Source organism: Rhodanobacter sp. FW106-HT46G03 (assembly GCF_058789895.1).
On sequence record NZ_JBYTCC010000001.1, the window covers coordinates 3,533,149 to 3,553,756 of the forward strand.

Here is a 20,608-nt window from a genome sequence, read left to right on the forward strand (position 1 = left end):
CGGGCTTCGGCAATGCGTTTTTTTCGGGTTTCGATGGGTAGAAGCGCCTTCGCAAGAGCGCCCTCTCACCTCGGTCCTCTTCTTCGCTCCTCAAAGCAGGGCCATCCATGGCCCTTCACCGCGTCCCGGAGGGGAGAGGAAGAAGGCAGGGTGCTCAGCCTTGCGGTTCGCGGGCAGGCTTGGAGGCCATCGCGGTGCGCTCGCTGTCGTTCGATGCCGGCGCGGCTTCGACTACCGCCTTGTCCCGTGCATCGAGGCGGTAATCCATTGCCACCTGCTGCGGGTTCACCTCGGCGCCCGGGCGCACGCGCTGCAGGCCGTTCACCACCACCACGTCGCCGGGCGCGAGGCCGCTGTCGACCACGCGCAGACCGTGGAACAGTGCGCCGGTGGTGACCTTGCGGTATTCCACCTTGTGCCTGGCGTCCACCACGTAGACGAACTGGTTGCCGAGGTCGGTGCCCACCGCACGGTCGTCGATCAGCAGGCGCGGCTGCGGCTGGCCGCTCCGCAGGCGGATGCGCGCGTACAGGCCGGGGGTGAACAGGCCGTCATGGTTGTCGAACACCGCGCGCAGCCGCATCGTGCCGGAGTCGGTGTGCAGCTGGTTGTCGACGAAGTCGATACGGCCGGTGTGCGGGTAGCCGCTCTCGTCGGACAGCTCCATCGCAGCCTCGATGCGCGGGCTGTTGCCGTCCTGCGTGGCCTTGGCGCGCAGGTGGTCCAGCTTCAGCCAGGTGTGCTCGTCCACGTCGAAGACCACGTAGACCGGGTTCACCGAGACCACGCTGGTCAGCACGTCGCTGCTGCCCACGAGGTTGCCGGGGGTGATGTGCACGTTGCTGACGCGGCCGTCGATCGGCGCGCGCACCTCGGTGAAACCGAGGTTGAGCTTGGCGGTGGCCAGCGCGGCATCGGCGGCGGCGAGCATGGCGCGCGCGCTCTGTGCGGCGGTGTCGAGGCGGTCGGCCTCCTCCTGCGCGATCGCATGCTGGTCGAGCAGGCGGCGACCGCGCTGGGCATTGCCCTGGGCCAGGCCCAGTTCGACCAGCGCATGGATGCGGTTGGCGGTGAGCCGGTCTACCTCGGCCTGGAACGGGCGCGGGTCGATGCGGAACAGCACGTCGCCCTTGTGCACCAGGGCGCCCTCCTTGAACGCCACCGAGTCCACGTAGCCGCCCACGCGGGGGCGCACCTGCACGCTGTCCACCGCCTGCACGCGGCCGGTGAAGTCGGCGCTGTTGCTGACCGGGCGCAGCAGGGCACGCGCTACGGTCACTTCCGGCAAGGCGGCGCCGGCGCCAGGGGTCTGGGCGTGGCTGCCGCCGTGCTCTCCGAGCAGTGCCCAGCTGACGGCGACCGCCACCACGACGAGGCCGGACAGGATCAGTTTCTTCTTCATCTTCGCGCTCCCTGGGGTGGAGTCGTGCGGCGATGCAGCACGATGGGGAGGTGAATAATAGGTATACCGTCAAGTACAGAAAAGCCTTAATTCATGAACTCCACTAGTGACAGCAAATCACGAATGACGTCACAATGACGAGCATGGAAGATTTCTCGGCAATATCGAGCTTTGTCCGCGTGGTGGAGGCGCACAGCTTTGCGGCCGCCGCCGTGCAGTTGGGCATGACGCCATCAGGGGTGAGCCGCGCGGTGTCGCGGCTGGAGGAGCGGATCGGCGTGCGCCTGCTGTTCCGCAGCACGCGGGCGCTGCGCCTCACCGACGACGGCGAGGCGTTCTATCAGCGCTGCAAGGTGATCCTGGCCGACCTCGGCGAGGCGGTGGAGGCGCTGAACTACGCGCGCACCAAGCCCAGCGGCAAGCTGCGCGTGGCAGTGAACGTGTCGATAGGCCGCGCCGCGCTGATCCCCAACCTCGCCGAGTTCGAGGCTAAATACCCGGACATCCGCCTCGAACTGTCGATGAGCGACCGCAATATCGGCCTGATCGAGGAAGGCATCGACTGTGCGATCCGCATGGGTGAGCTGGAGGATTCCAACCTGATCGCGCGCAAGCTGGGCTATTTCAGCAACGTGCTGTGTGCCGCGCCGGTCTACCTGGAACGCCATGGCACGCCGGTTACCATCGACGATCTGAAGCAGCACCGCTGCATCAACTACGTCTATCCCACCAGCGGCCGGCCATACCAGTGGCAGTTCGACACGCCGAACGGCCGTGTGGCGCTGGACGTAGAGGCCCACCTGCTGATCAACGACGGCGAGTCGGTGATCCAGGCAGCGATGGCGGGGCTGGGCATCATCCAGACGCCGCACTGGCTCGCCGCCAGTGCGATCGGCTATGGCAAGCTCAAGGTGATCATGGAGGACACCATCTCCACCGGTTCGCCGGTGTGGCTGGTCTACCCGCAAAAGCGCCACCTTTCCGCCCGGGTGCAGGCCTTTTTGGAATGGGTGCACGAGCTGTTCGAGCGCACCAACCTGCCGGCCTGCAAGCTGGCCTGCAAGCTAGGCACGGCACCGCCACTCAAGGACGCTGCTCAGGCACCCGGCATCAACCGCAGCAAGGCCGCGACCAGCGCGATGCGGTAGCCCGCGAATGCGGTGAAACCTTTGACGCTACCCGGCAGGATGGCGTGGATGAGGCCGATTACGGGTGCACTCGTCGGTAGAACAGACGCGGCCACAGCGACCGCAGAGCGGCGCAGCTCACGCATCCCGCATGGCGATCCGATGGCGTTTTCCTTAGCTGAAGGGACAACGGTCATCGCATGTTACATATTGGTGCAACAAAGGACACAAATGCACTAAGTTGATGCTTTAGATATGACCTGGAAGATCGGCCTTGTCGTCAGGCCAATGAATTTCCACGAGATTCACGACTTGGCATCGACCTTGCCTAGTCCAGCGCATCCGTTCCGTTCGCTCCCGCTCCCTCGCCGAGGTTTCGCCATGACCGCCAAAGATGTGCTCGACCAGATCGTTGAACACGACATCGAATTCGTCGATTTCCGTTTTGCCGACATGCTCGGCAAACATCACCACGTGACTTTCCCGGCGCATGCCATCGACGAAGGCACGTTCGAGGACGGCAAGATGTTCGACGGCTCCTCGATCGTCGGCTGGAAGGGCATCAACGAGTCGGACATGATCCTGATGCCCGACCCGGACACCGCCTACCTCGACCCATTCAGCGCGCACCCGCAGCTGGTGCTGCACTGCGACGTGCTGGAGCCCTCGACGCTGCAGGCCTATGGCCGCGACCCGCGCTCGATCGCCAAGCGCGCCGAGGCGTTCCTGAAATCCACCGGCATCGCCGACAGCGCGTACTTCGGCCCGGAGCCGGAGTTCTTCATTTTCGACTCGGTGCGCTGGCAGAACGACATGGGCCGCGTGTTCTACGAGATCGAGTCGAACGAGGCCGCGTGGAGCACCCGCTTCAAGTACGAGGACGGCAACATGGGCCACCGCCCGGGCGTCAAGGGCGGCTATTTCCCGGTGCCGCCGGTCGATTCGCTCGCCGACCTGCGCGCCGACATGTGCAAGGTGCTCGAATCCCTCGGCCAGACGGTGGAAGTGCACCACCACGAGGTGGCCAACGCCGGCCAGTGCGAGATCGGCGTCAAGTTCAACACGCTGGTCGCCAAGGCCGACGAGCTGATGACGATGAAGTACGTGCTGAAGAACGTCGCCCAGCAGAACGGCAAGACCGTCACCTTCATGCCCAAGCCGATCGTCGGCGACAACGGCAGCGGCATGCACGTGCACCAGTCGCTGTCCAAGGGCGGCGAGAACCTGTTTGCCGGCGAGCTGTACGGCGGCCTGTCGCAGACCGCGCTGTGGTACATCGGCGGCATCTTCAAGCACGCCAAGGCGATCAACGCCTTCGCCAACTCCACCACCAACAGCTACAAGCGCCTGGTGCCGGGCTTCGAGGCGCCGGTGATGCTGGCCTACAGCGCGCGCAACCGCTCGGCGAGCTGCCGCATCCCCTACGTTTCCAGCCCCAAGGCGCGCCGCATCGAGGTGCGCTTCCCCGACCCGATGCAGTCCGGCTACCTCACCTTCACCGCGCTGATGATGGCCGGGCTGGACGGCATCCTGAACAAGATCGACCCGGGCGCGCCGGCCGACAAGGACCTCTACGACCTGCCGCCGGAAGAAGAGAAGAACATCCCGCAGGTGTGTGCCAGCCTCGACGCCGCGCTGGAAGCGCTGGACAAGGACCGCGACTTCCTCAAGGCCGGCGGCGTGTTCACCGACGACTTCATCGACGCCTACATCGGCGTGAAGATGCAGGAGGTCACCCGCTACCGCGCCTCGACGCACCCGCTGGAATTCCAGATGTATTACGCGCTTTGAGGCCGGGATCCGGGATTCGGGAATAGGGATTCGGAAAAGCTGGCGACATGGCGAGAGCCGGGGTTCCCGGCTCTTGCACCAACCTTGTGCAAAGGCCACGATGGGGCGATGAACGGCGAGCCGTGGCAGGCATGGGCACAGCAGTTGGCGACCGGCATTGCCTTGGTCGGCCCCGACTTGCACGTGCGCTGGCTGAATCCGGCACTGGCCGAGTTGCTCGCCTGCGGCACGCGCAGTGCGCTGGGCCAGCCGCTGGCGTTGTGGTTGACGGCGGCAGATGACCAGGCCCAGGTGCGGCGCGCGCAAACCGTGGCTCATGCCGTGCAGTTGCGCGGCGTGAGCCTTTTGGCGTTCGACGACAGCCGGCAGGTTGCCGACGTCACCGCGCAAGTCTTGGCTGACGGCAACCTGCTGCTTGAAATCCACCCCCTGGCGGCCTCGCCCGCGGCAACCTCGCCGCTGTCGGCCACCCTGCGCGGCTTTGCCCACGAGGTGAAAAATCCGCTGGCCGGCCTGCGCGGCGCAGCGCAGCTCCTCGTCCGCCGCGCACCGGATGCGGCGGCCAAGGACCTCGCCCAGCTCATCATCGACGAGGCCGACCGCCTCGCTGCGCTCGCCAACCGCCTGCTGCACCACGGCGGCAACCCCCAACTCGCCGCCGTCAACCTGCACGAACTTCTCGACCGCGTCACCGAGCTGGTGCGCGCCGAACCCGCCGCGCCGCAGTTGCGGCACGACTTCGACCCCAGCCTGCCCAGCGTGCACGGCGACGCCGACCGGCTGCAGCAGATCGTGCTGAACCTGGTGCGCAACGCAGTCGAGGCGCATGCGCAGACCATTACCTTGCGCACCCGTGCCGAGCACGGCGCGCGCCTCGCCGGCGGCATGCTGCGCGCGGCACTGCGGCTCGACGTGATCGACGACGGCAGCGGCGTGCCGGCCGCGTTGCACGACACGCTGTTCGAGCCGCTGGTTTCCGGCCGCGCCGACGGCTCCGGCCTGGGCCTGGCGCTGGCCCGTGAACTTGCGCGCGAGCATGGCGGCGACCTGCAATGGAACCAGGCACCGGGACGCACCGTGTTTTCGCTGTACTTGCCACTGGAGCGTGAAACATGAACCGTCCCGCGCTACCCGCACCTTCCCCGAACCGCGCCATCTGGATCGTCGACGACGACCGCAGCGTGCGCTTCGTGCTTGCCACCGCGCTGCGCGACGCCGGCCTCGCGGTGCGCGAGTTCGACACCGCGGAAACCGTGCGCGCCGCACTGCGCAAGGAGCGTCCGGCGCTGCTGCTGGCCGACGTACGCATGCCCGGCGACAGCGGGCTGGATCTCCTGGCCGAACTCAAGCAACGCGGCATCGGCCCGGTGATCGTCATGAGCGCGTTCACCGACGTGGCGACCACCGCGGCCGCCTACCGTGATGGCGCCGTGGACTACCTGGCCAAGCCGTTCGACCTGGACCATGCGGTGGCGACCGTGCAGCGCGTGCTCGGCGATCACGCCGCGCCGGCCGCGGCACCCGCCGGCGAACCCGTGGCCCCACACGCGCTGCTCGGCGAAAGCGCGCCGATGCGCGAGGTGTTCCGCCTGATCGGCCGCGTCGCCGCGAGCGATTTGAACGTGCTGATCACCGGCGAAACCGGCACCGGCAAGGAGCTGGTTGCGCGCGCGCTGCACGAGGAAAGCGCGCGCCGCACGCATCCGTTCGTCGCGCTCAACACCGCCGCAATTCCGAGCGAACTCCTGGAAAGCGAACTGTTCGGCCACGAGGCCGGCGCCTTCACCGGCGCGCAGCGGCGCGTCGCCGGGCGCTTCGAGCAGGCCGAAGGCGGCACGTTGTTCCTGGACGAGATCGGTGACATGCCGCTGGCGCTGCAGACCCGCTTGCTGCGCGTGCTGGCCGGCGGCGAGTTCTACCGCGTCGGTGGCCGCGAGCTGATCCGCTGCAACGTGCGCATCGTCGCCGCCACCCACCAGAACCTCGACACCCGGGTCGAAGCCGGCCAGTTCCGTGCCGACCTCAAGCACCGGCTCGACGTGGTGCGCATCCACTTGCCCGCGCTGCGCGAACGGCGCACCGACATCCCGCTGCTCGCCGCGCACTTCCTCGCCACCGCCGGGCCGGAGCTCGGGCTGCCGCCCAAGCGCTTCGCCAAGGCCACGCTCAAGGCACTTGCCGCGCGCGATTTCCCCGGCAACGTGCGCGAGCTGGAAAACCTCTGCCGCCGGCTGGCCGTGATCGCCCCCGGCCACGAAATCCTGCCCGCCGACCTGGGCGCCGAACCCGCCAGCGCCGCCGCCGGCGACTGGACCGATGCCCTGCGCGCCTGGGCCACCCAGGCGCTGGCCGGGCACGAAACCGCGATCCACGCCCGCGCCCGCGACGCCTTGGACCATGTGCTGCTGGAAACCGCGCTCGCCGCGACCGGTGGCCACCGCCAGCAAGCCGCCGAAGCCCTCGGCGTCGGCCGCAACACGCTCACCCGCAAGCTGGGGTCGTCGCGCAAGCGCGGCACGACCTGACCGCGCGCCGCACCGATCCGCTACCGCGCACCTGCCGGTGGCGCACCGTCCAACCCGTAAATCCGCGGCACCGCGGCCGGCCGCGGCGGGGTTTCGCCGCGCCGGAGCGCGGCCAGCGTGTCCGCGCGCCAGGTCACCATCCACGACGAGCGGAAGGGCTGCGCGAGCAGGGCATAGTCGCGCGCCTGGGCACTGAGCTTCTCTGGGTGCTCGACGATGACGGCGCGCGGGTGCGTGCGCGCGAAGGTTTCGATCTCGCCGTCGCCGCGCACCTCGATGATGGGTTGCGTGAGGCGGCCGGCAAAGTGGAACTGGCCCTCGTAGTTGCCGAGGTAGCCGATGGCCTCGCCCGCGCGCTGCGCGTCGCCGAGCAGGTGCGCCGTCGAAGCGAGGTCGTAGCGCGGCCACAGGGTCAGGGTGAACAGCACGTTGAGCGCGAAGGTGCCGACGAGGCCGGCCACCGCAAGCCGGCGCAACTCGCCGCGACCGCGCAGCAGCAGCAACGCGCCGAGCAGTACGAAGATCAGCGCGAAGTACCGGCTGAGCGGCGCCGCGGCATCCGGCCATTCGCCGTGCAGATAGTTGCCGGCGACGAGATTGGGCAGCACGAACAGCAGCGCTCCGAACACGATGCCGCCAAGCCCGAGTGGCCAGGTACCCAGCCAGGCCGTGCCGGCGAGGCGCGGGCGGCGCTCGCGCAGCACGGCAATCGCGCCGCAGACGAGCAGCATGGCGCCGACCAGCTCCGGCAAGAGGTAATAAAACTGCTTGCCGCGTATCAGCGAAAACACGATGAAAGTCGGCACCACCCACGCCAGCGCAAAGCGCAGCCCCGGCTCGAACGGCCGCTGCAGCGTGCCCAGCGCCACCCACACGCGCGGCCACGCAATGAAGGGGAACAGCAACATCGGCAGCATCGCCACGTACCACAACACCGGCCGCGCATGGCTTTGCAGCGGCTCGGCGGTTTGCACGCCGTGGATCACGCGCGCCGCGGTCTGGCTGAAAAACAGGCGGTGCATGTACGCCTCGCCGCCGGCAAACCCGGCTGGCAACGCCCACGCCAGGAGCATGCCCAACCCGAGTACCAGCGCCAGCGCACCGCACCCGTACCAGCGGGCGAGGTGGGTGCGCGCCTGGGTGCTCCACAGCGGTCCGAGCAGCCACGGAAACAGCACGTGCAGCAGCATCACCGGGCCCTTGGTCAACAGCCCCAGGCCGATGCACACGCCGAACCACCCCCAGCGCGGCGCCGCGCGCCGGGCGGTCGGCACCAGGCACACCAGCGCCGCCAGCACCCACACGGCGAGCAGCACGTCGTACATGATCTGCAGGCCAAACAGGAACGCGGTCGACAACGCGGCGAGCGCCCACGGCGTGGCGCTCGCCACCCACGCGCGCTGCGCAAACAGTCGCCGCGCCAGCACCGATGCCAGCACCAGCTCGGCACCGCCGAAGATCACCTCCACCACGCGCGGCCACACGTCGCTCACGCCAAACGCGAACCAGCCGGCGTGGATCAGCCAGAACAGCAGCGGCGCCTTTTCGCTGTACGGCGCACCGTTGATGTACGGCACGAGAAAGTGGTGCTGGTTCCACATCTCCCACGCCACCGCCAGCGTGCGCGTGGAATACAGCGGCATCGGCCCGTGCGCAAAGATCGCCGCCAGCGCCAGCACGCCCCACAACGGCAGCCACGGCCACAGCATGCGCAGGTTTTCGGTGCGGCTCGAGGCAGGGGACACGGGCGATCTCGCGGAAGGCAAGCGGCGATTCTAGCTGCCGCCACCCACGGCCACGCTCACGGCGCCGGTCGTGGCCAGCGGGCAGGGCCCCAGTAGCCGATCCGCCGGCGGATCTTGAACTTGCGCCACAGGTTGGCCGGTTTGGGTCTGCGGTTGGTGGCGCCGCGGGCGATGAAGGTGTCGATCGCGGCAAGAATGCGCTCGCCGGATTGGCCGTCGTGATATGGGTGCAGTTGCTCGCCGAAGGCGCGGATCGCGGCCATCAGCTCGGGCGGGCGGGCGAGGGCGCGCATGATCGCGGGCTCGAAATCCTTTGCGTCGTGGATGTCGATGAGCTGCGGGCCGGGGCGGCGGTTGTCGAAGGTGACGACCGGCTTGCCGGTGAGCAGGAACTCGTTGAGTGCGGAGCTGGTGTCCGAGCACATCATGTCGACCTGGCCGAACAGTTCGAGGATGTTGTCGTTCTCGGCGAAGCGCAGGTTCTCGTTCACCAGCGCCTTGAATTTCGCCACCGTCCCCGGGTTCATCTTGGGGTGGAAGCTGACGATGAAGCGCCAGCGGCCGTCGCGCGAAAGGCGCCGCACCTCGTCGTGCAGCTTTTCGGCGGCGCTCCATTTCGGCGAGAACGTGGAGTGGTAGAGGATCACCGGCGGGGTGCGCACCGGCGGCGGGTTGCCGTTGAGCTCGGCCGCGAACGGGTCGAGCTTGGGGAAGCCGGTTTCGATCACGCTGAAGTGGCCGAGCTGGTCGGCCAACGCCTGGAACTTGGCGGTGTCGCGCGGGCCGGTGGTGCAGTACAGGTCGAAGAACCCGCGCACGTAGATGTGCCGCGGCTTGCCGGCATCGAAGCCGTGGAAGGTTTCCACCTTCACGCCGGGAAAGAAATGCGGCACCGCGTTGGACGGTGTAACGACCGCGCGCGGCCGCCACGCGCGCACTTCGGCCGCGCTCAGCAGGCGTTCGTCCGGGTGCAGGTCCACCGCACCGGGGCCGTCGAAGAACCACGCGGCCTCGTCGCCGCGCGCGCAGATCGCGGCCTGCACCGGGCGCAGGATGGCCAGCGCGTAGCGCTCGGAGCCGTACAACAGGTAATGCTGGGGCATGGTGATTCGCGTCTGGCCAGAAGCCGCATAGCTTACGGCAGCGCGGCGAACCCTCAGCGCGCGCGTGGTACGCGACGCCGGGAACCCGGCTCCTGGATCGGCGCGTGCTGGTCGTCGGTGGGGAAAGTGGGTGCGGGTAGATCGGCCACCTCCTGCCGTGCGCGCGCGAGGTCGAGCGCGGCATCCGGCACCACCGGTGCGCGTGCCGGTCTGGCGCCGAAGCGGAACACCGCGGTGAGGTCGCCGAAGGTCTCCCGCCGCCAGGCGGAAATGTTCGGCTCGCGCACGCCGGTCCACTTTTCTAGAAAGCGCAGCACCGAGGTGTGGTCGAAGCGCTCGCTGCACACCCAGGCGCCCGCCGTCCACGGTGAAATGACGATGCACGGCACGCGAAAGCCGGCGCCCACCGGCTCGCCGTCCACGTATTCGCCCGGCGTGCCCGGCGGCGCGGTCGGCGGCGGCACGTGGTCGAACAGGCCGTCGTTTTCGTCGTAGGCGAGGATGAACACGGTGTGCGCCCACAGCTCCGGGTTCGCCGCGACCGCCGCCAGCTTGCGCGCGATGAACGCGGCGCCGGCGGCGGGCAGGAAATTCGGGTGTTCGCACTCCTTGCTGGTGGGGATGATCCAGGACACCGCGGGCAGGCGGCCGGCCAGCGCATCGCGCTCGAACGCATCCGGCGCGCCGCGCAGCATGCCGCGCTCGTGCAGCGGCGAGCCGGGCTCGGCGACCTGGAACGCGTGGAACAGTTCGAGCACGTTCAAGCCGTAGTTGTCCGGCTGCTGGTACACCTTCCAGCTCACGCCGGCGCGCTCAAGCCGCTCGGCATAGGTCGTCCAGCGGTAGCCACCACGCACCGGGATGTTGCTGGTGATCGGCCCGCCGTTTGCGCCATCGGGGTCGAGCGTGCCAGTCATCCACAGCATGCGGTTGGGCCAGGTCGGCCCGAGCACCGAACAGTGGTAGGCGTCGCACACGGTGAACAGCTCGGCCAGCGCGTAGTGGAACGGGATGTCGGCGCGCTGGTAGTAACCCATCACGTAGGGCGCGCTGGCGTTTTGATGCACGCGGTGGGTAGTGACGAAGCCATCCATGCGCCCGCCGTGCCACGCGGCATGCTGCACCGGCCAGGAGTGGCTGTTGGACGGGATGCGCTGGGCGTTCGTCGCGAGCGTGTCCAGATGAAACGGCAGGAGATACCCGCGCGGGTTGGCGGGGTCGGGCTGGTGGAACACGCTGCGACCGTCGGCAAGGCGCAGCGCGGCAGGGTCGGCGTAACCGCGCACGCCAGCCAGCGTGCCGAAGTAGTGGTCGAAGGAGCGATTCTCCTGCATCAGCAGCACGACGTGATGGATGTCGCGCAAGGAGCCGCCGCGCGGGCGCGGCGCGGCCAGCACCTTCTGCAGGCTCGGCGGCATCAGGCTGGCCGCGGCGGCGCTGGCCGCCAGGCCGAGGAAACGCCGCCGGGTCGGCGACACCTGCTCGCTCATGGTCGCGTCAGTCTTCCAGCCGATGCTCGCGCAGCGCCGCATCCGCCTGCGCAATGGATGCCGGGTTGTGCGTCATCTCGTAGTAGCGCATGCGCTTGTACAGCGCGTAGCTCGCCGCCGTCTGCGCGATCAAAAACCCACGCCAGCCGTCGAGGAACGCGAGCCGCGCAAGGTAATCCTTGAGGAACGCGAGCACGTACACGAACGGCGCCTGCCACATGCGCGCGCCCCTGCCCTTGTCCATCCAGTCGCGGCATTTCAGCTCGGAATACCGCAGCACCTTGAGCTGCTTGTGCACCAGGGTGGGGTTGTTGGCGTGATTGAACGGCGCCTTGAACACCGGCGCCGCGGCATTGAACTGCAGCGACTCGTGCACCCGCGCGTCGCTCCAGCGTGCGCGGTCGCGGTGATACAGGCGCGCCAGCTTTTCGCCCACGCTGGGCCGATACCAGCGCAGCGGCTTGCCCATGTACACCGTATTGCGGCGCAGGTACGCCGCCGGTGCCGCGCCCGCCATGAGCCGCGGCAGCTCGCGTTCGAGCTCGGCCGCGAGCTGCGGCGACAGCCACTCGTCGGCATCCAGCACCAGGATCCAGTCGTTGCCGCACTGCGTGGTCGCGAAGTTACGCTGCGGGCCGAAGCCCAGCCAATCCTGGTGCACCACGCGCGCCCCGTGCGCCTGCGCCACTGCCACGGTGTCGTCGGTGGAGCCCGAGTCCACCACCAGCTTTTCCGCCGCGAACGGCACGCTGTCCAGGCAGCGCCCGATCACCGCCGCCTCGTTGCGGGCGATGAGAGCGAGGGTGAGGGGCAGGGTGGACATGCCCGCATTCTAGGGGCTTGGGCGGCGAATTCCCTGCGCAACCGGCGCACCACCCATGCCACGCGTGGCTGTTCATCGCCGCGTTGCGTGTCGTCGGTTACCCTGCGCACCTCCTCATGCGGGGTGGCGGCACTACCCTGCATCCCTCCCACCCAACATCGAGATTCCTCATCCGCGCCCCATCCGCCCCGCTGCTCCCCGCCTGGCAGACGATCGACGCCAGCCATCCGTTCTGGCGCAAGGTCGTCGGTGTCGGCTTGGCGTGGATGATGCTGGGGCTGGTGGCGATGCCTGCTGGCATCTCGTTCAACCCCGGCAAGCCTTACCAGGCCAGTCTGATCGTGTTGCTGTACCTGCCGGCGTGGTGCCTCGCGCTCACTGGACGGGCCGCGATGTGGCGCGCGGCGCTGCCGGCGTGGTCGTTCCGGCTGTTCCTGCTGCTGGGCGCCTGGGCCGCGGTGACGCTTGGCTGGAGCGCCGCCAAACACCCCGGAGACGAGGTGAGTCGCCTGCTCAGCGTGCTGACCTTCGTGCTGGCTTGGCCGATCTGGATCGGCAGCGATGAACGTCGGATCTTCCGGCTGTTGCTCGCGGCGGGGCTGGCGATGGCGCTGGTGGCTGCGGCATTCGGCGTGGAATACGCGGTACGGCCACCCGCCGACGACCGCATCGTCGGGGACGGCGTGATCGCCACTGCCAACTATGCGGCGGCGGTAATGGGCGTGGCGGCGCTGTGGCTGAGCCTGTTGCCGGCAGCGGACCGCCGGCTGGCGGTCGTGCGCTGGCTCGCCGTGGGCGTGCTGCTGGTGTTCGTCGCGCTGACCGGCTCGCGCAGCGTGTGGCTGGCGCTGGCGCTGTGTGCCGTACTGGCTCCCGTGTGCTGCCGGCAACGCCCGGTGTACGCGCTGGCCGGCATCACCTTGCTGGCCGGCATCGTGTGCAGCCTGTGGCCGGCCTCGGCGCTGGTCGAACGCGGCCTGTCGCTGCGCCCGCAACTGCTGGAAGGTTCGTTGGCGCTGATCGGCCAGCACCCGTGGCGCGGCCTCGGCCAAGGTGCCGATTTCACGCTGACGATCGCCGGCGTCGCCTACACCCACAGCCACAACGTGCTGACCCAGACCATGATCGAGCTCGGCGTTCCGGGGGTGTTGTTGCTGGTGGCGATGTGGTGCCTGGTCGCCTGGCGTGGATGGCGTGCCCGCGCGCGCGTCACCGGCCGCCTGGTGCTGGCCGTGTGGCTGTACGCCAGCGTGGTGCTGCAGTTCGACATGCCGCAGTTGCTCGACAGCCCGCGCCCCGGCTGGCTCCTGGTGTGGCTGCCGCTGGGCCTGGCGCTGTGGCTGGAACTCGACGCGCGCCGCGGTCCGCCACACCCCGCTCGCTTACACTAGCGGCCTCACACGGCGGGTCGACGCGGCAATGTCCAAGGTACTGGTGACAGGCGGTGCAGGCTTCCTCGGTTCGCACCTGTGCGAGCGCCTGCTGGCCGATGGCCACGACGTGCTGTGTGCGGACAACTTCTTCACCGGCAGCAAGCGCAACGTCGCGCACCTGGCCGGCAACCCGTACTTCGAGCTGCTGCGCCACGACGTCACGTTTCCGCTGTACGTCGAGGTCGAGCGCATCTTCAACCTCGCCTGCCCGGCGTCGCCGGTGCACTACCAGCACGATCCGGTGCAGACCACGAAGACCAGCGTGCACGGCGCGATCAACATGCTGGGCCTGGCCAAGCGGGTGCACGCGCGCATCCTGCAGGCCTCCACCAGCGAGGTGTACGGCGACCCCGAGGTGCATCCGCAGCGCGAGGATTACTGGGGCCGGGTCAATCCCATCGGCATCCGCAGTTGCTACGACGAGGGCAAGCGCTGCGCCGAAACCCTGTTTTTCGACTACCACCGCCAGCACGATCTGGACATCAAGGTGGTGCGCATCTTCAACACCTACGGCCCGCGCATGCTGCCCGACGACGGCCGCGTGGTGAGCAATTTCATCGTGCAGGCGCTGAAGGGCGAAGACCTCACGATCTACGGCGACGGCAGCCAGACGCGCAGCTTCTGCTACGTGGACGACCTGATCGAGGCCTTCGTGCGCATGATGGCCACGCCCAGGGGCTTCACCGGGCCGGTCAACATCGGCAACCCCGGCGAATACACCATGCTGGAGCTGGCCGAAACCGTGCTGCGGCTGGTCGGCGGGCGCTCCCGGCTGGTGCACCAGCCGCTGCCGGCGGACGACCCGAAACGCCGCCGGCCCGACATCGCGCTCGCGCGGGAAAAACTCGGCTGGGAGCCGAAGGTGGCGCTGGAGGATGGGCTCAAGGAAACCATCGCCTACTTCCGCCGACTGCTCGCGCCGTGAGCATGGCCGCGCCCGTTTTCTCGGTCGTCGTCACCAACTACAACTACCGCGGGTTCGTGGCCCAGGCGGTGGACGGCGCGCTGGCGCAAAGCTGCGCCCCGCACGAAGTGGTCGTGGTGGACGACGGCTCCACCGATGGCTCGCCGGATTACCTGCGCCAGCGCTACGGCAGCGACGCGCGGGTGAAACTCGTGTGCGGCGAGAACGGCGGCCAGCTCGCCGCCTTCCAGCGCGGGTTGGCGGCAACGAGCGGCGAGGTGGTGTGCTTTCTCGACGCCGATGATCGCTGGGAGCCGGATTACCTGCGCCAGGTCGGCGAAGTCTTTGCCGCGCGCAAGGACATCGACTTCGTGTTTTCCGACGTGCGCCTGATCGGCAACGAATCGGGCGTGCAGGGCTACGCGGACCGGGCCTGCGATCTCGGCTACACCGTGCTCGGCACCTGGGTGCGCGCGCGCTGGTACGGCGCGCCCACCTCGGCCCTGGCGCTGCGCCGCAGGCTGGCCGAACGCGTGCTCGACCTGCCAACCGACATCGTCGCCAACTGGCGCATCAGCGCCGACAACTGCCTCGTCTTCGGCGCCAGCCTCCTCGGCGCGCGCAAGTACTTCCTGCCCACCGGCAACGTCGATTACCGCATCCACGACCGCAACGGCTGGTGGCACGAGCAGGCGCGCCTGCGCGAATTCGCCGTGCAGTTCCGCACCCGCTGCCTGATCAACCACTACGCCGCGACGATGCAGCTGGACGCCCACGCGCTCGACCTCGCCAAGGCCGAATTCAAGACCCGCGAACGCCCGACCTGGGCCGAAGCCAGGCTCTACGCCGGCATCGCGCTGCGCGGGCCTTCGGCATGGTGGAAGCGCGCCGAGCGCGCCATCTCGATCCTGCGCCGCGGCCTGCGCGGGCGCTGAGCCATGCGCACCAGCGTCGTCGTCCTCACCTACAACTGGCCGGAAGCGCTGGCGCGCGTGCTGGCCAGCCTCGCGGCGCAGCGGCAATTGCCGGACGAGGTGATCGTGGCGGACGACGGCTCGGGTGCGGAAACGCGCGCGCTGATCGAGCGCACGGCCCGCGATTTTCCGGTGCCGCTGCGCCACGTCTGGCATGAGGACCGCGGCTTTCGCGCCGCGCGCGCACGCAACCGCGGCATCGCCGCCAGCCACGGCGATTACGTGATCCTGCTCGACGGCGACATGCTGCTGCATCCGCGCTTCGTCGCCGATCACCTGATGCTGGCCGAACGCGGGTTCTTTTTGCAGGGCGGGCGGATCAAGGCCACGCGCGAAGAAAGCGCGCGCCTGCTGGCCGGCGGCGCGCCGGTGTTCGCGCCGTGGTCACGCGCGGATTTCCACGAGTTCGACGGCACGAAGCGCCTGTATGCCTTCCGCCAGCCGCAGCTCGCGCGCTGGAAATCGCGGTCCCGGAGCGGCGGCCGGGTGATGAGCTGCAACATGAGTTTCTGGCGGGACGACCTGTTGCGCGTCAACGGTTTCGACGAGCGCATGGAGGGCTACGGCGCGGAGGACCGCGAGCTGGTCGCGCGGCTGGAAAACGCCGGCCTGCGCCGGCGCGCGCTGAAATGGGCGGCGCTGGCCGTGCACCTGTGGCACCCCTCGCGCGCGCAGCCCGACGTGAACGACCTCAGCCTGCCGAACAACCGCCTGTTCCACGCCACCCGCACGCAAGGCATCACGCGCTGCGAGCATGGCATCGACGCGCATCTTTCCGGGTTTTCCGGCGCAGACGTCTAGACGTCCATGCACGCAGCGCGCAGGCGCTGGGCAAATGCCGCACGCCCGGCCTCGAACCACACGCGCGCCGCGGCGCCCAGCACGTTGGCCTCCATCTCGGTCATCCCGATGCAGCGCGTGACCGCCGCCGCCATGTCGCCCGCGTCGAACCCGTAGGTGGTGGCGAGATCCTGCGTGCCGACCGCGTGTGCCGGGACCAGCACGCCGCGTGCGGCGGCGACCAGCTCGTTCATCGGCGCGGCATCGAGCGTCACCACCACCGCGCCGCAGCTCATCGCCTCGACCAGGTAATGGCCGAAACCCTCGGTCTGCGACGGGCACAGGTGGAAGCGGTGCGCGTTCTGCAGGCGCCGGTACTCGGCATCATCCAGGTGGTCGCGGATCAACCGCACGTTGGCCGGCAGCACGCCAGTCTCCACCCGCTTGCGGCGCCAGACGACGGTGAGCGGTGGCCACTGCGGATGCGCGGCCCACAATGCCAGCAGTGCCGCCGTGCCCTTGTTCGCGCTGCGACCGGGGCCGTGGAAAAACGCGTGCTCACGCGGCACCGTGGCATCCAGCCGATCCGGGCTGGTGAAGCCGAGATAGCGCGTGCGTGCACCGAGCGCCGCGAACAGGTGCTCGGCGTGGCGCGTCTTGACCCACACTTCGTCGAGCCCGGCTAGTGCAGCATGATCGGCCGGGCGGAAATACTCCGGGTTCGGGATCAGCACGCTGCGGTGCGCGGCGCGGGTAAATTCCGGTCGCACGCGCTCCAGCATCAGGTTCAGGTCGAAGCTTGGCGCACGGCCCGCCAGGCGTGCGCGGGTAAACCATTCGGCCAGCCGGCCGCGATGCGGCAGGCCGGTGGTGGCGACCTCCGCGCCCAGCCCGCGCAGTGCCGCGGCCAGCAGCACCATGTCGCGGCTGAGCCCGGCGCCGTTGTCGCGCGCCAGCAACTGGATGCGCAGCGGCGCGCTCACAGGCCCGCGCCGGTTTCGCCGTCCGGGGATTCGTCCACTGCGGCGCTCGGCACGCAGCCGGACACCAGCGCGTCCTGCTTGAACATCCACCATTGCCGGCGGTTGGCGTAGCCGAGGTCGACCGCTTTCGCGCGATCCACGCACCCCCCCATCGCCGGCTGCTGCACGAACAGCCAGCGCGTGGCCGGTGCCTGCGCCTGCCACGCCACGGCGTGCGCGAACTGCAGATGCCACGGCTGCCGGAAACCGAAATCGACCGCCGGACGATCCAGCATCAGGAGGTTCTGCTCCTTCCACGCCACCAGGCCGAGCTGGTCGCCCGGCGCGAGGTGGCTGCGCACCTGCTCCATCAGCGCGCCCGCCGAGCTGGCGGCATTGAGCTGCGGCACCGCCCAGAAACCCCACGCCAGCCACAACGCCGCCATCCCGGCGGCCACCGCCAACACTGCGCGGCGCACGCGCAGCAGTGCCACCAGCGCGAGCTGCACCGCGCCCAGCACCACGCACATCCACCACAGCGCCGCGCCACCGTCGGCCAAACCGTAGTCGGTGGCGAACTGCACCACCTTCGGCGCATAGCCGTGCAGCGCATAGAGCCCGAGGCCGAGCATCAACGCGCCCAGCACGGCGATGAACACGAGGCCGGCCACACGCAACCAGCGCTTCGGCAACAGCTCGCCGACCAATGGCGCGCAGGCCAGCGCCAGCATCGGCAGCGCCGGCAGGATGTAGACGTCGCGCTTGCCGGCCGAGGCGCTGAAAAACGCCAGCACCAGCACGACCCAGCCCAGCGGCAGCAGGATGCGCGCATCGCCCGCCTTCAATTGCCGCCACCAGCGCGGCACGCAGCCGGGATAGAGCAGCGAGAACGGCAGCCAACTGAACAGCACGATCGGCAGGTAGTACCACCACGCATGGATGTGGTGCCACGCATTGGCGTAACGCTGCGCGGTCTGCTTGAACAGGATGTCGTGCACGTAGCCCGCATACGCCGGGTTGGCGTCGCGCGCGGTGGCGACCAGCAACATCGGCACCAGCCACAGCGCGATCGCCGCGAGCGTCGCCGCGAGGCCCAAAAGCCAGCGCCACCACGCGCCGCCACCGGGGCGCACGACGCCGTGCCAGCCGCGCACCGCTGCCCACACGTAGGGAATCAGCATGAACAGCGCGATGAAGCCCACGCCCTTGGTGATGACGCCCAGCCCGGCGCAGAAACAGCCGAACCAGTACGCCGGCCAGTGCGTCTTACGCTCGGGCGGCGCGAGCAAATGCCGCAAGAGGCCCCAGTTGGCCGCGGTGATGAAAAACACCACCAGCGGATCGATCTGCGCGCGCTGGCCCTGGTAGACGAACTGGAACGCGAGCAAGAGACCGCCCGCCGCATACAGCCCCGTGCGCCGGTTCCACAGCCGGCGGCCAAGGTCGTAAACCAGAAGCAAGGTGCCGAGCGAGGCCAGAAGCGAGGGCAGCATGAAGGCGAGGCGCCAGGTGCGTGTGAGCTCGAAGCTCGCGGCCTGCAGCCACATCAGCATCGGCGGCTTGTCGGCGTACAGCTCGCTGCCGCGATGCGGGAACAGCCAGTTGCCGCTTTCCACCATCTGTTTGGCCGCCAGCGCAAAGCGCGGCTCATCCGACGGCCACGGGTCGCGCAGGCCGATGCCGGCACCAAGAATGACCAGCGCCAGCAGCAGCAACAGCCAGAACCAGCGGCGTTCGCGGGGCGTGGCGGGAATCAGGGCGAACATGGGCAATCAGCGCTTGGTGAGCACCGCATAGTACATGCCGTCGAGATCGTCATCGCCGGGCAGGATCTGCCAGCCCACGGCCGCGCGCTGACCGACCGGCGGCGTGAACGGCAGTGCGGCAGCGTCCGCGTGTGCAGCCAGGAACGGCGCCACGACGCCCTCGTTCTCCGCGCGCAGCAGCGAGCAGGTGGCGTACACCAGCCGCCCACCCGGTGCGAGCAGCGGCCACAGCGCGACAAGAAGGCGCCGCTGCTGCGCGTTCAGTGCCGCGATATCGCTGGCACGGCGGTGCAACCGCACGTCGGGCCGGCGGCGCAGCACGCCGGTGGCCGAGCACGGCGCGTCGATCAGGATGCGGTCGAAGGGCACGCGGTCCCACCAGCGCTGCGGCGTACCCGCATCGCCGATCCGCAAACGGACGTCCAGACGCAACCGCCGCAGGTTGTCGCGGATGCGGTCGGCGCGCCGCGGATCGAACTCCAGCGCCGTGAGGTCGACGTCGGTGCGTTCCGCCAAATGACACGCCTTGCCGCCCGGCGCGGCACAGGCATCAAGCACGCGTTGCCCGGGCTGCGCATCCACGAGATCGGCCGCCACTTGCGCGGCGCCGTCCTGCACCGCGAACAGGCCATCGGCAAAGCCGGGCAGGCGGGTGACATCCACGCTGTGCGGCAGCACCAGCGCATCCGCCAGCCACGCATGCGGTTCGGCCGTCTGGCCGTCCAGACGCAAACGTTCCAACAGCGCCTCGCGGGTGGTACGCCGGCGGTTCACGCGCAGCATCAGCGGCGGTTCGCGATTGTCCGCCGCCATGATCGCTTCGGCCTGCGCCGGCCAGTCGCGGCTGATCGCCTCCACCAGCCAGCGCGGGTGCGCATGACGCGTCTCCGGCCGCGCATCCAGCGCCGCCAGATGCGTCGCCCGCTCGCGCTGCCACCGCCGCAGCACCGCATTCACCAACCCAGCCAGTTGTGGCCGCTTGAGCGCGCGCACGGCTTCAACCGTAGCGGCAACGGCAGCGTAATCGGCCAACTCCAGCACCTCGAGCTGCACCAGCCCGAGCACCAGCAAGGCGTGCACCGCGGGGTCCTTCTGCCGCAACGGGCGCGCCAGCAGGCGGTCGAGCGCCGCATCGAACCTGAGCCACCAGCGCGCACCATCGGCCACCAGCGCCATCAGCAACGCACGATCGCGCGCATCGGCGAGCTTCGGCGCCTCACGCTCCATGGCTTCGCGCAGGGAAACCCCGCGCAGGGCGACGGCGGCGAGCGCGTGGGCGGCGAGGGCACGGGTGTCAGGCATGGGGGCGACTCCGCGGTGCGTCTGGCACGAACACGGTTTTCCACGCTTCGAAGCTTGTTCGTCCGCGGGGAGTGTTTGATCCGGCACCTGGTCGGGGATTTTGCGGTGGGCGCGGCACTAGAGCGGTTTCGTATGGCGCCAGCGGTGGACGTGGCACTAGAGCGGTTTCGAACGCCCTTTGGGCGACCGAGCTACTTTTCTCTGAATGGCCAGAGAAAAGTAGCCAAAAGAGAGGCCACCCCGATGGCGCGCCCTCCGGGCATCCTGCCCTGCGGGTGCGCGGGTGGGCTGCGGGGTTTTCCGACGGCACCTCCGTGTGCCGGCGGAAAACTGGCCCGCCTCCGTGCGGGCCATCCTGACGGACTATCCGCAGCCCACCCGCCGCGCCATAGGGGCCCCACAACGGCAGGCGCGCGTCCGCGCGCCCGAAGCAGAGCGCCCGCGCACCACCAGCTGCGGGACGGGTGATGCTTTGGCTTCT

16 protein-coding genes are annotated in these 20,608 nt (G+C 69.0%); 8 read left to right on the forward strand and 8 right to left on the reverse strand.

Features of this window, described 5'->3' with window-relative positions; translation table 11 throughout:
- Positions 1-154: 154 nt before the first annotated feature.
- Positions 155-1,402 carry an efflux RND transporter periplasmic adaptor subunit gene (locus AC3WP6_RS15805; protein ID WP_492628573.1) on the reverse strand — a complete coding sequence of 416 codons (1,248 nt, stop codon included), beginning with the start codon at positions 1,400-1,402 and terminating at the stop codon, positions 155-157.
- A 143-nt stretch (positions 1,403-1,545) separates the two neighbouring features.
- Between AC3WP6_RS15805 and AC3WP6_RS15810 the strand changes: the two genes are divergently transcribed.
- The 4 genes from AC3WP6_RS15810 (at position 1,546) to ntrC (ending at position 6,845) form a co-directional block, all read left to right on the forward strand.
- On the forward strand, positions 1,546-2,550 hold the full coding sequence (locus AC3WP6_RS15810) for a LysR family transcriptional regulator (RefSeq protein WP_492628719.1): 1,005 nt from the start codon (positions 1,546-1,548) through the stop codon (positions 2,548-2,550).
- Between the two features lie 360 nt (positions 2,551-2,910).
- Positions 2,911-4,320 carry a type I glutamate--ammonia ligase gene (gene glnA / locus AC3WP6_RS15815; protein ID WP_492628574.1) on the forward strand — a complete coding sequence of 470 codons (1,410 nt, stop codon included), beginning with the start codon at positions 2,911-2,913 and terminating at the stop codon, positions 4,318-4,320.
- A gap of 108 nt (positions 4,321-4,428) precedes the next feature.
- Positions 4,429-5,436 carry a nitrogen regulation protein NR(II) gene (gene glnL, locus AC3WP6_RS15820; protein WP_492628575.1) on the forward strand — a complete coding sequence of 336 codons (1,008 nt, stop codon included), beginning with the start codon at positions 4,429-4,431 and terminating at the stop codon, positions 5,434-5,436.
- Positions 5,433-6,845 (forward strand): nitrogen regulation protein NR(I), encoded by a 1,413-nt coding sequence (gene ntrC, locus AC3WP6_RS15825; protein ID WP_492628576.1) that lies wholly within the window; start codon positions 5,433-5,435, stop codon positions 6,843-6,845. The genes glnL and ntrC overlap by 4 nt, the downstream gene beginning before the upstream one ends.
- 20 nt (positions 6,846-6,865) lie before the next feature.
- Here ntrC and AC3WP6_RS15830 read toward each other — a convergent pair whose 3' ends face one another.
- From AC3WP6_RS15830 to AC3WP6_RS15845, 4 genes are all read right to left on the reverse strand, one after another.
- A complete protein-coding gene (locus AC3WP6_RS15830) occupies positions 6,866-8,554 on the reverse strand; it encodes an ArnT family glycosyltransferase (RefSeq protein ID WP_492628720.1) in 1,689 nt (562 codons plus the stop codon).
- Positions 8,555-8,646: 92 nt separating this feature from the next.
- A complete protein-coding gene (locus AC3WP6_RS15835) occupies positions 8,647-9,693 on the reverse strand; it encodes a CDP-glycerol glycerophosphotransferase family protein (RefSeq protein ID WP_492628577.1) in 1,047 nt (348 codons plus the stop codon).
- Between the two features lie 53 nt (positions 9,694-9,746).
- Positions 9,747-11,183 (reverse strand): alkaline phosphatase family protein, encoded by a 1,437-nt coding sequence (locus AC3WP6_RS15840; protein WP_492628578.1) that lies wholly within the window; start codon positions 11,181-11,183, stop codon positions 9,747-9,749.
- A gap of 7 nt (positions 11,184-11,190) precedes the next feature.
- The gene (locus AC3WP6_RS15845; RefSeq protein ID WP_492628579.1) at positions 11,191-12,006 is read right to left on the reverse strand and encodes a glycosyltransferase family 2 protein; all 816 of its coding nucleotides are present in this window, start codon (positions 12,004-12,006) and stop codon (positions 11,191-11,193) included.
- 17 nt (positions 12,007-12,023) lie between these two features.
- Between AC3WP6_RS15845 and AC3WP6_RS15850 the strand changes: the two genes are divergently transcribed.
- From AC3WP6_RS15850 to AC3WP6_RS15865, 4 genes are read left to right on the forward strand one after another with little or no spacing between them, the layout of a single operon-like run.
- On the forward strand, positions 12,024-13,397 hold the full coding sequence (locus AC3WP6_RS15850) for an O-antigen ligase family protein (protein WP_492628580.1): 1,374 nt from the start codon (positions 12,024-12,026) through the stop codon (positions 13,395-13,397).
- Positions 13,398-13,425: 28 nt separating this feature from the next.
- Positions 13,426-14,364 (forward strand): UDP-glucuronic acid decarboxylase family protein, encoded by a 939-nt coding sequence (locus AC3WP6_RS15855; protein ID WP_492628581.1) that lies wholly within the window; start codon positions 13,426-13,428, stop codon positions 14,362-14,364.
- 2 nt (positions 14,365-14,366) lie between these two features.
- Complete coding sequence (locus AC3WP6_RS15860; RefSeq protein ID WP_492628582.1) at positions 14,367-15,278, forward strand: glycosyltransferase family 2 protein; 912 nt, start codon at positions 14,367-14,369, stop codon at positions 15,276-15,278.
- A gap of 3 nt (positions 15,279-15,281) precedes the next feature.
- Complete coding sequence (locus AC3WP6_RS15865) at positions 15,282-16,118, forward strand: glycosyltransferase family 2 protein (RefSeq protein WP_492628583.1); 837 nt, start codon at positions 15,282-15,284, stop codon at positions 16,116-16,118.
- Here the strand turns inward: AC3WP6_RS15865 and AC3WP6_RS15870 are convergent.
- From AC3WP6_RS15870 to rsmB, 3 genes are read right to left on the reverse strand one after another with little or no spacing between them, the layout of a single operon-like run.
- The gene (locus AC3WP6_RS15870) at positions 16,115-17,080 is read right to left on the reverse strand and encodes a glycosyltransferase (RefSeq protein ID WP_492628584.1); all 966 of its coding nucleotides are present in this window, start codon (positions 17,078-17,080) and stop codon (positions 16,115-16,117) included. The genes AC3WP6_RS15865 and AC3WP6_RS15870 overlap by 4 nt on opposite strands.
- A complete protein-coding gene (locus AC3WP6_RS15875) occupies positions 17,077-18,825 on the reverse strand; it encodes an ArnT family glycosyltransferase (RefSeq protein WP_492628585.1) in 1,749 nt (582 codons plus the stop codon). Before AC3WP6_RS15875 ends, AC3WP6_RS15870 begins: the two co-directional genes overlap by 4 nt.
- 6 nt (positions 18,826-18,831) lie before the next feature.
- The gene (gene rsmB / locus AC3WP6_RS15880) at positions 18,832-20,127 is read right to left on the reverse strand and encodes a 16S rRNA (cytosine(967)-C(5))-methyltransferase RsmB (RefSeq protein WP_492628586.1); all 1,296 of its coding nucleotides are present in this window, start codon (positions 20,125-20,127) and stop codon (positions 18,832-18,834) included.
- Positions 20,128-20,608: the final 481 nt, after the last annotated feature.

What these genes read in the sequence shown, in the direction of transcription:
- AC3WP6_RS15805 (WP_492628573.1), bottom strand. Translation starts at nt 1,402, where the DNA reads ATGAAGAAGAAACTGATCCTGTCCGGCCTCGTCGTGGTGGCGGTCGCC.
- AC3WP6_RS15855 (WP_492628581.1), top strand. Translation starts at nt 13,426, where the DNA reads ATGTCCAAGGTACTGGTGACAGGCGGTGCAGGCTTCCTCGGTTCGCAC.
- glnA (WP_492628574.1), top strand. Translation starts at nt 2,911, where the DNA reads ATGACCGCCAAAGATGTGCTCGACCAGATCGTTGAACACGACATCGAA.
- AC3WP6_RS15835 (WP_492628577.1), bottom strand. Translation starts at nt 9,693, where the DNA reads ATGCCCCAGCATTACCTGTTGTACGGCTCCGAGCGCTACGCGCTGGCC.
- AC3WP6_RS15875 (WP_492628585.1), bottom strand. Translation starts at nt 18,825, where the DNA reads ATGTTCGCCCTGATTCCCGCCACGCCCCGCGAACGCCGCTGGTTCTGG.
- AC3WP6_RS15810 (WP_492628719.1), top strand. Translation starts at nt 1,546, where the DNA reads ATGGAAGATTTCTCGGCAATATCGAGCTTTGTCCGCGTGGTGGAGGCG.
- AC3WP6_RS15865 (WP_492628583.1), top strand. Translation starts at nt 15,282, where the DNA reads ATGCGCACCAGCGTCGTCGTCCTCACCTACAACTGGCCGGAAGCGCTG.
- AC3WP6_RS15860 (WP_492628582.1), top strand. Translation starts at nt 14,367, where the DNA reads ATGGCCGCGCCCGTTTTCTCGGTCGTCGTCACCAACTACAACTACCGC.
- glnL (WP_492628575.1), top strand. Translation starts at nt 4,429, where the DNA reads ATGAACGGCGAGCCGTGGCAGGCATGGGCACAGCAGTTGGCGACCGGC.
- AC3WP6_RS15845 (WP_492628579.1), bottom strand. Translation starts at nt 12,006, where the DNA reads ATGTCCACCCTGCCCCTCACCCTCGCTCTCATCGCCCGCAACGAGGCG.
- AC3WP6_RS15830 (WP_492628720.1), bottom strand. Translation starts at nt 8,554, where the DNA reads ATGCTGTGGCCGTGGCTGCCGTTGTGGGGCGTGCTGGCGCTGGCGGCG.
- rsmB (WP_492628586.1), bottom strand. Translation starts at nt 20,127, where the DNA reads ATGCCTGACACCCGTGCCCTCGCCGCCCACGCGCTCGCCGCCGTCGCC.
- AC3WP6_RS15840 (WP_492628578.1), bottom strand. Translation starts at nt 11,183, where the DNA reads ATGAGCGAGCAGGTGTCGCCGACCCGGCGGCGTTTCCTCGGCCTGGCG.
- ntrC (WP_492628576.1), top strand. Translation starts at nt 5,433, where the DNA reads ATGAACCGTCCCGCGCTACCCGCACCTTCCCCGAACCGCGCCATCTGG.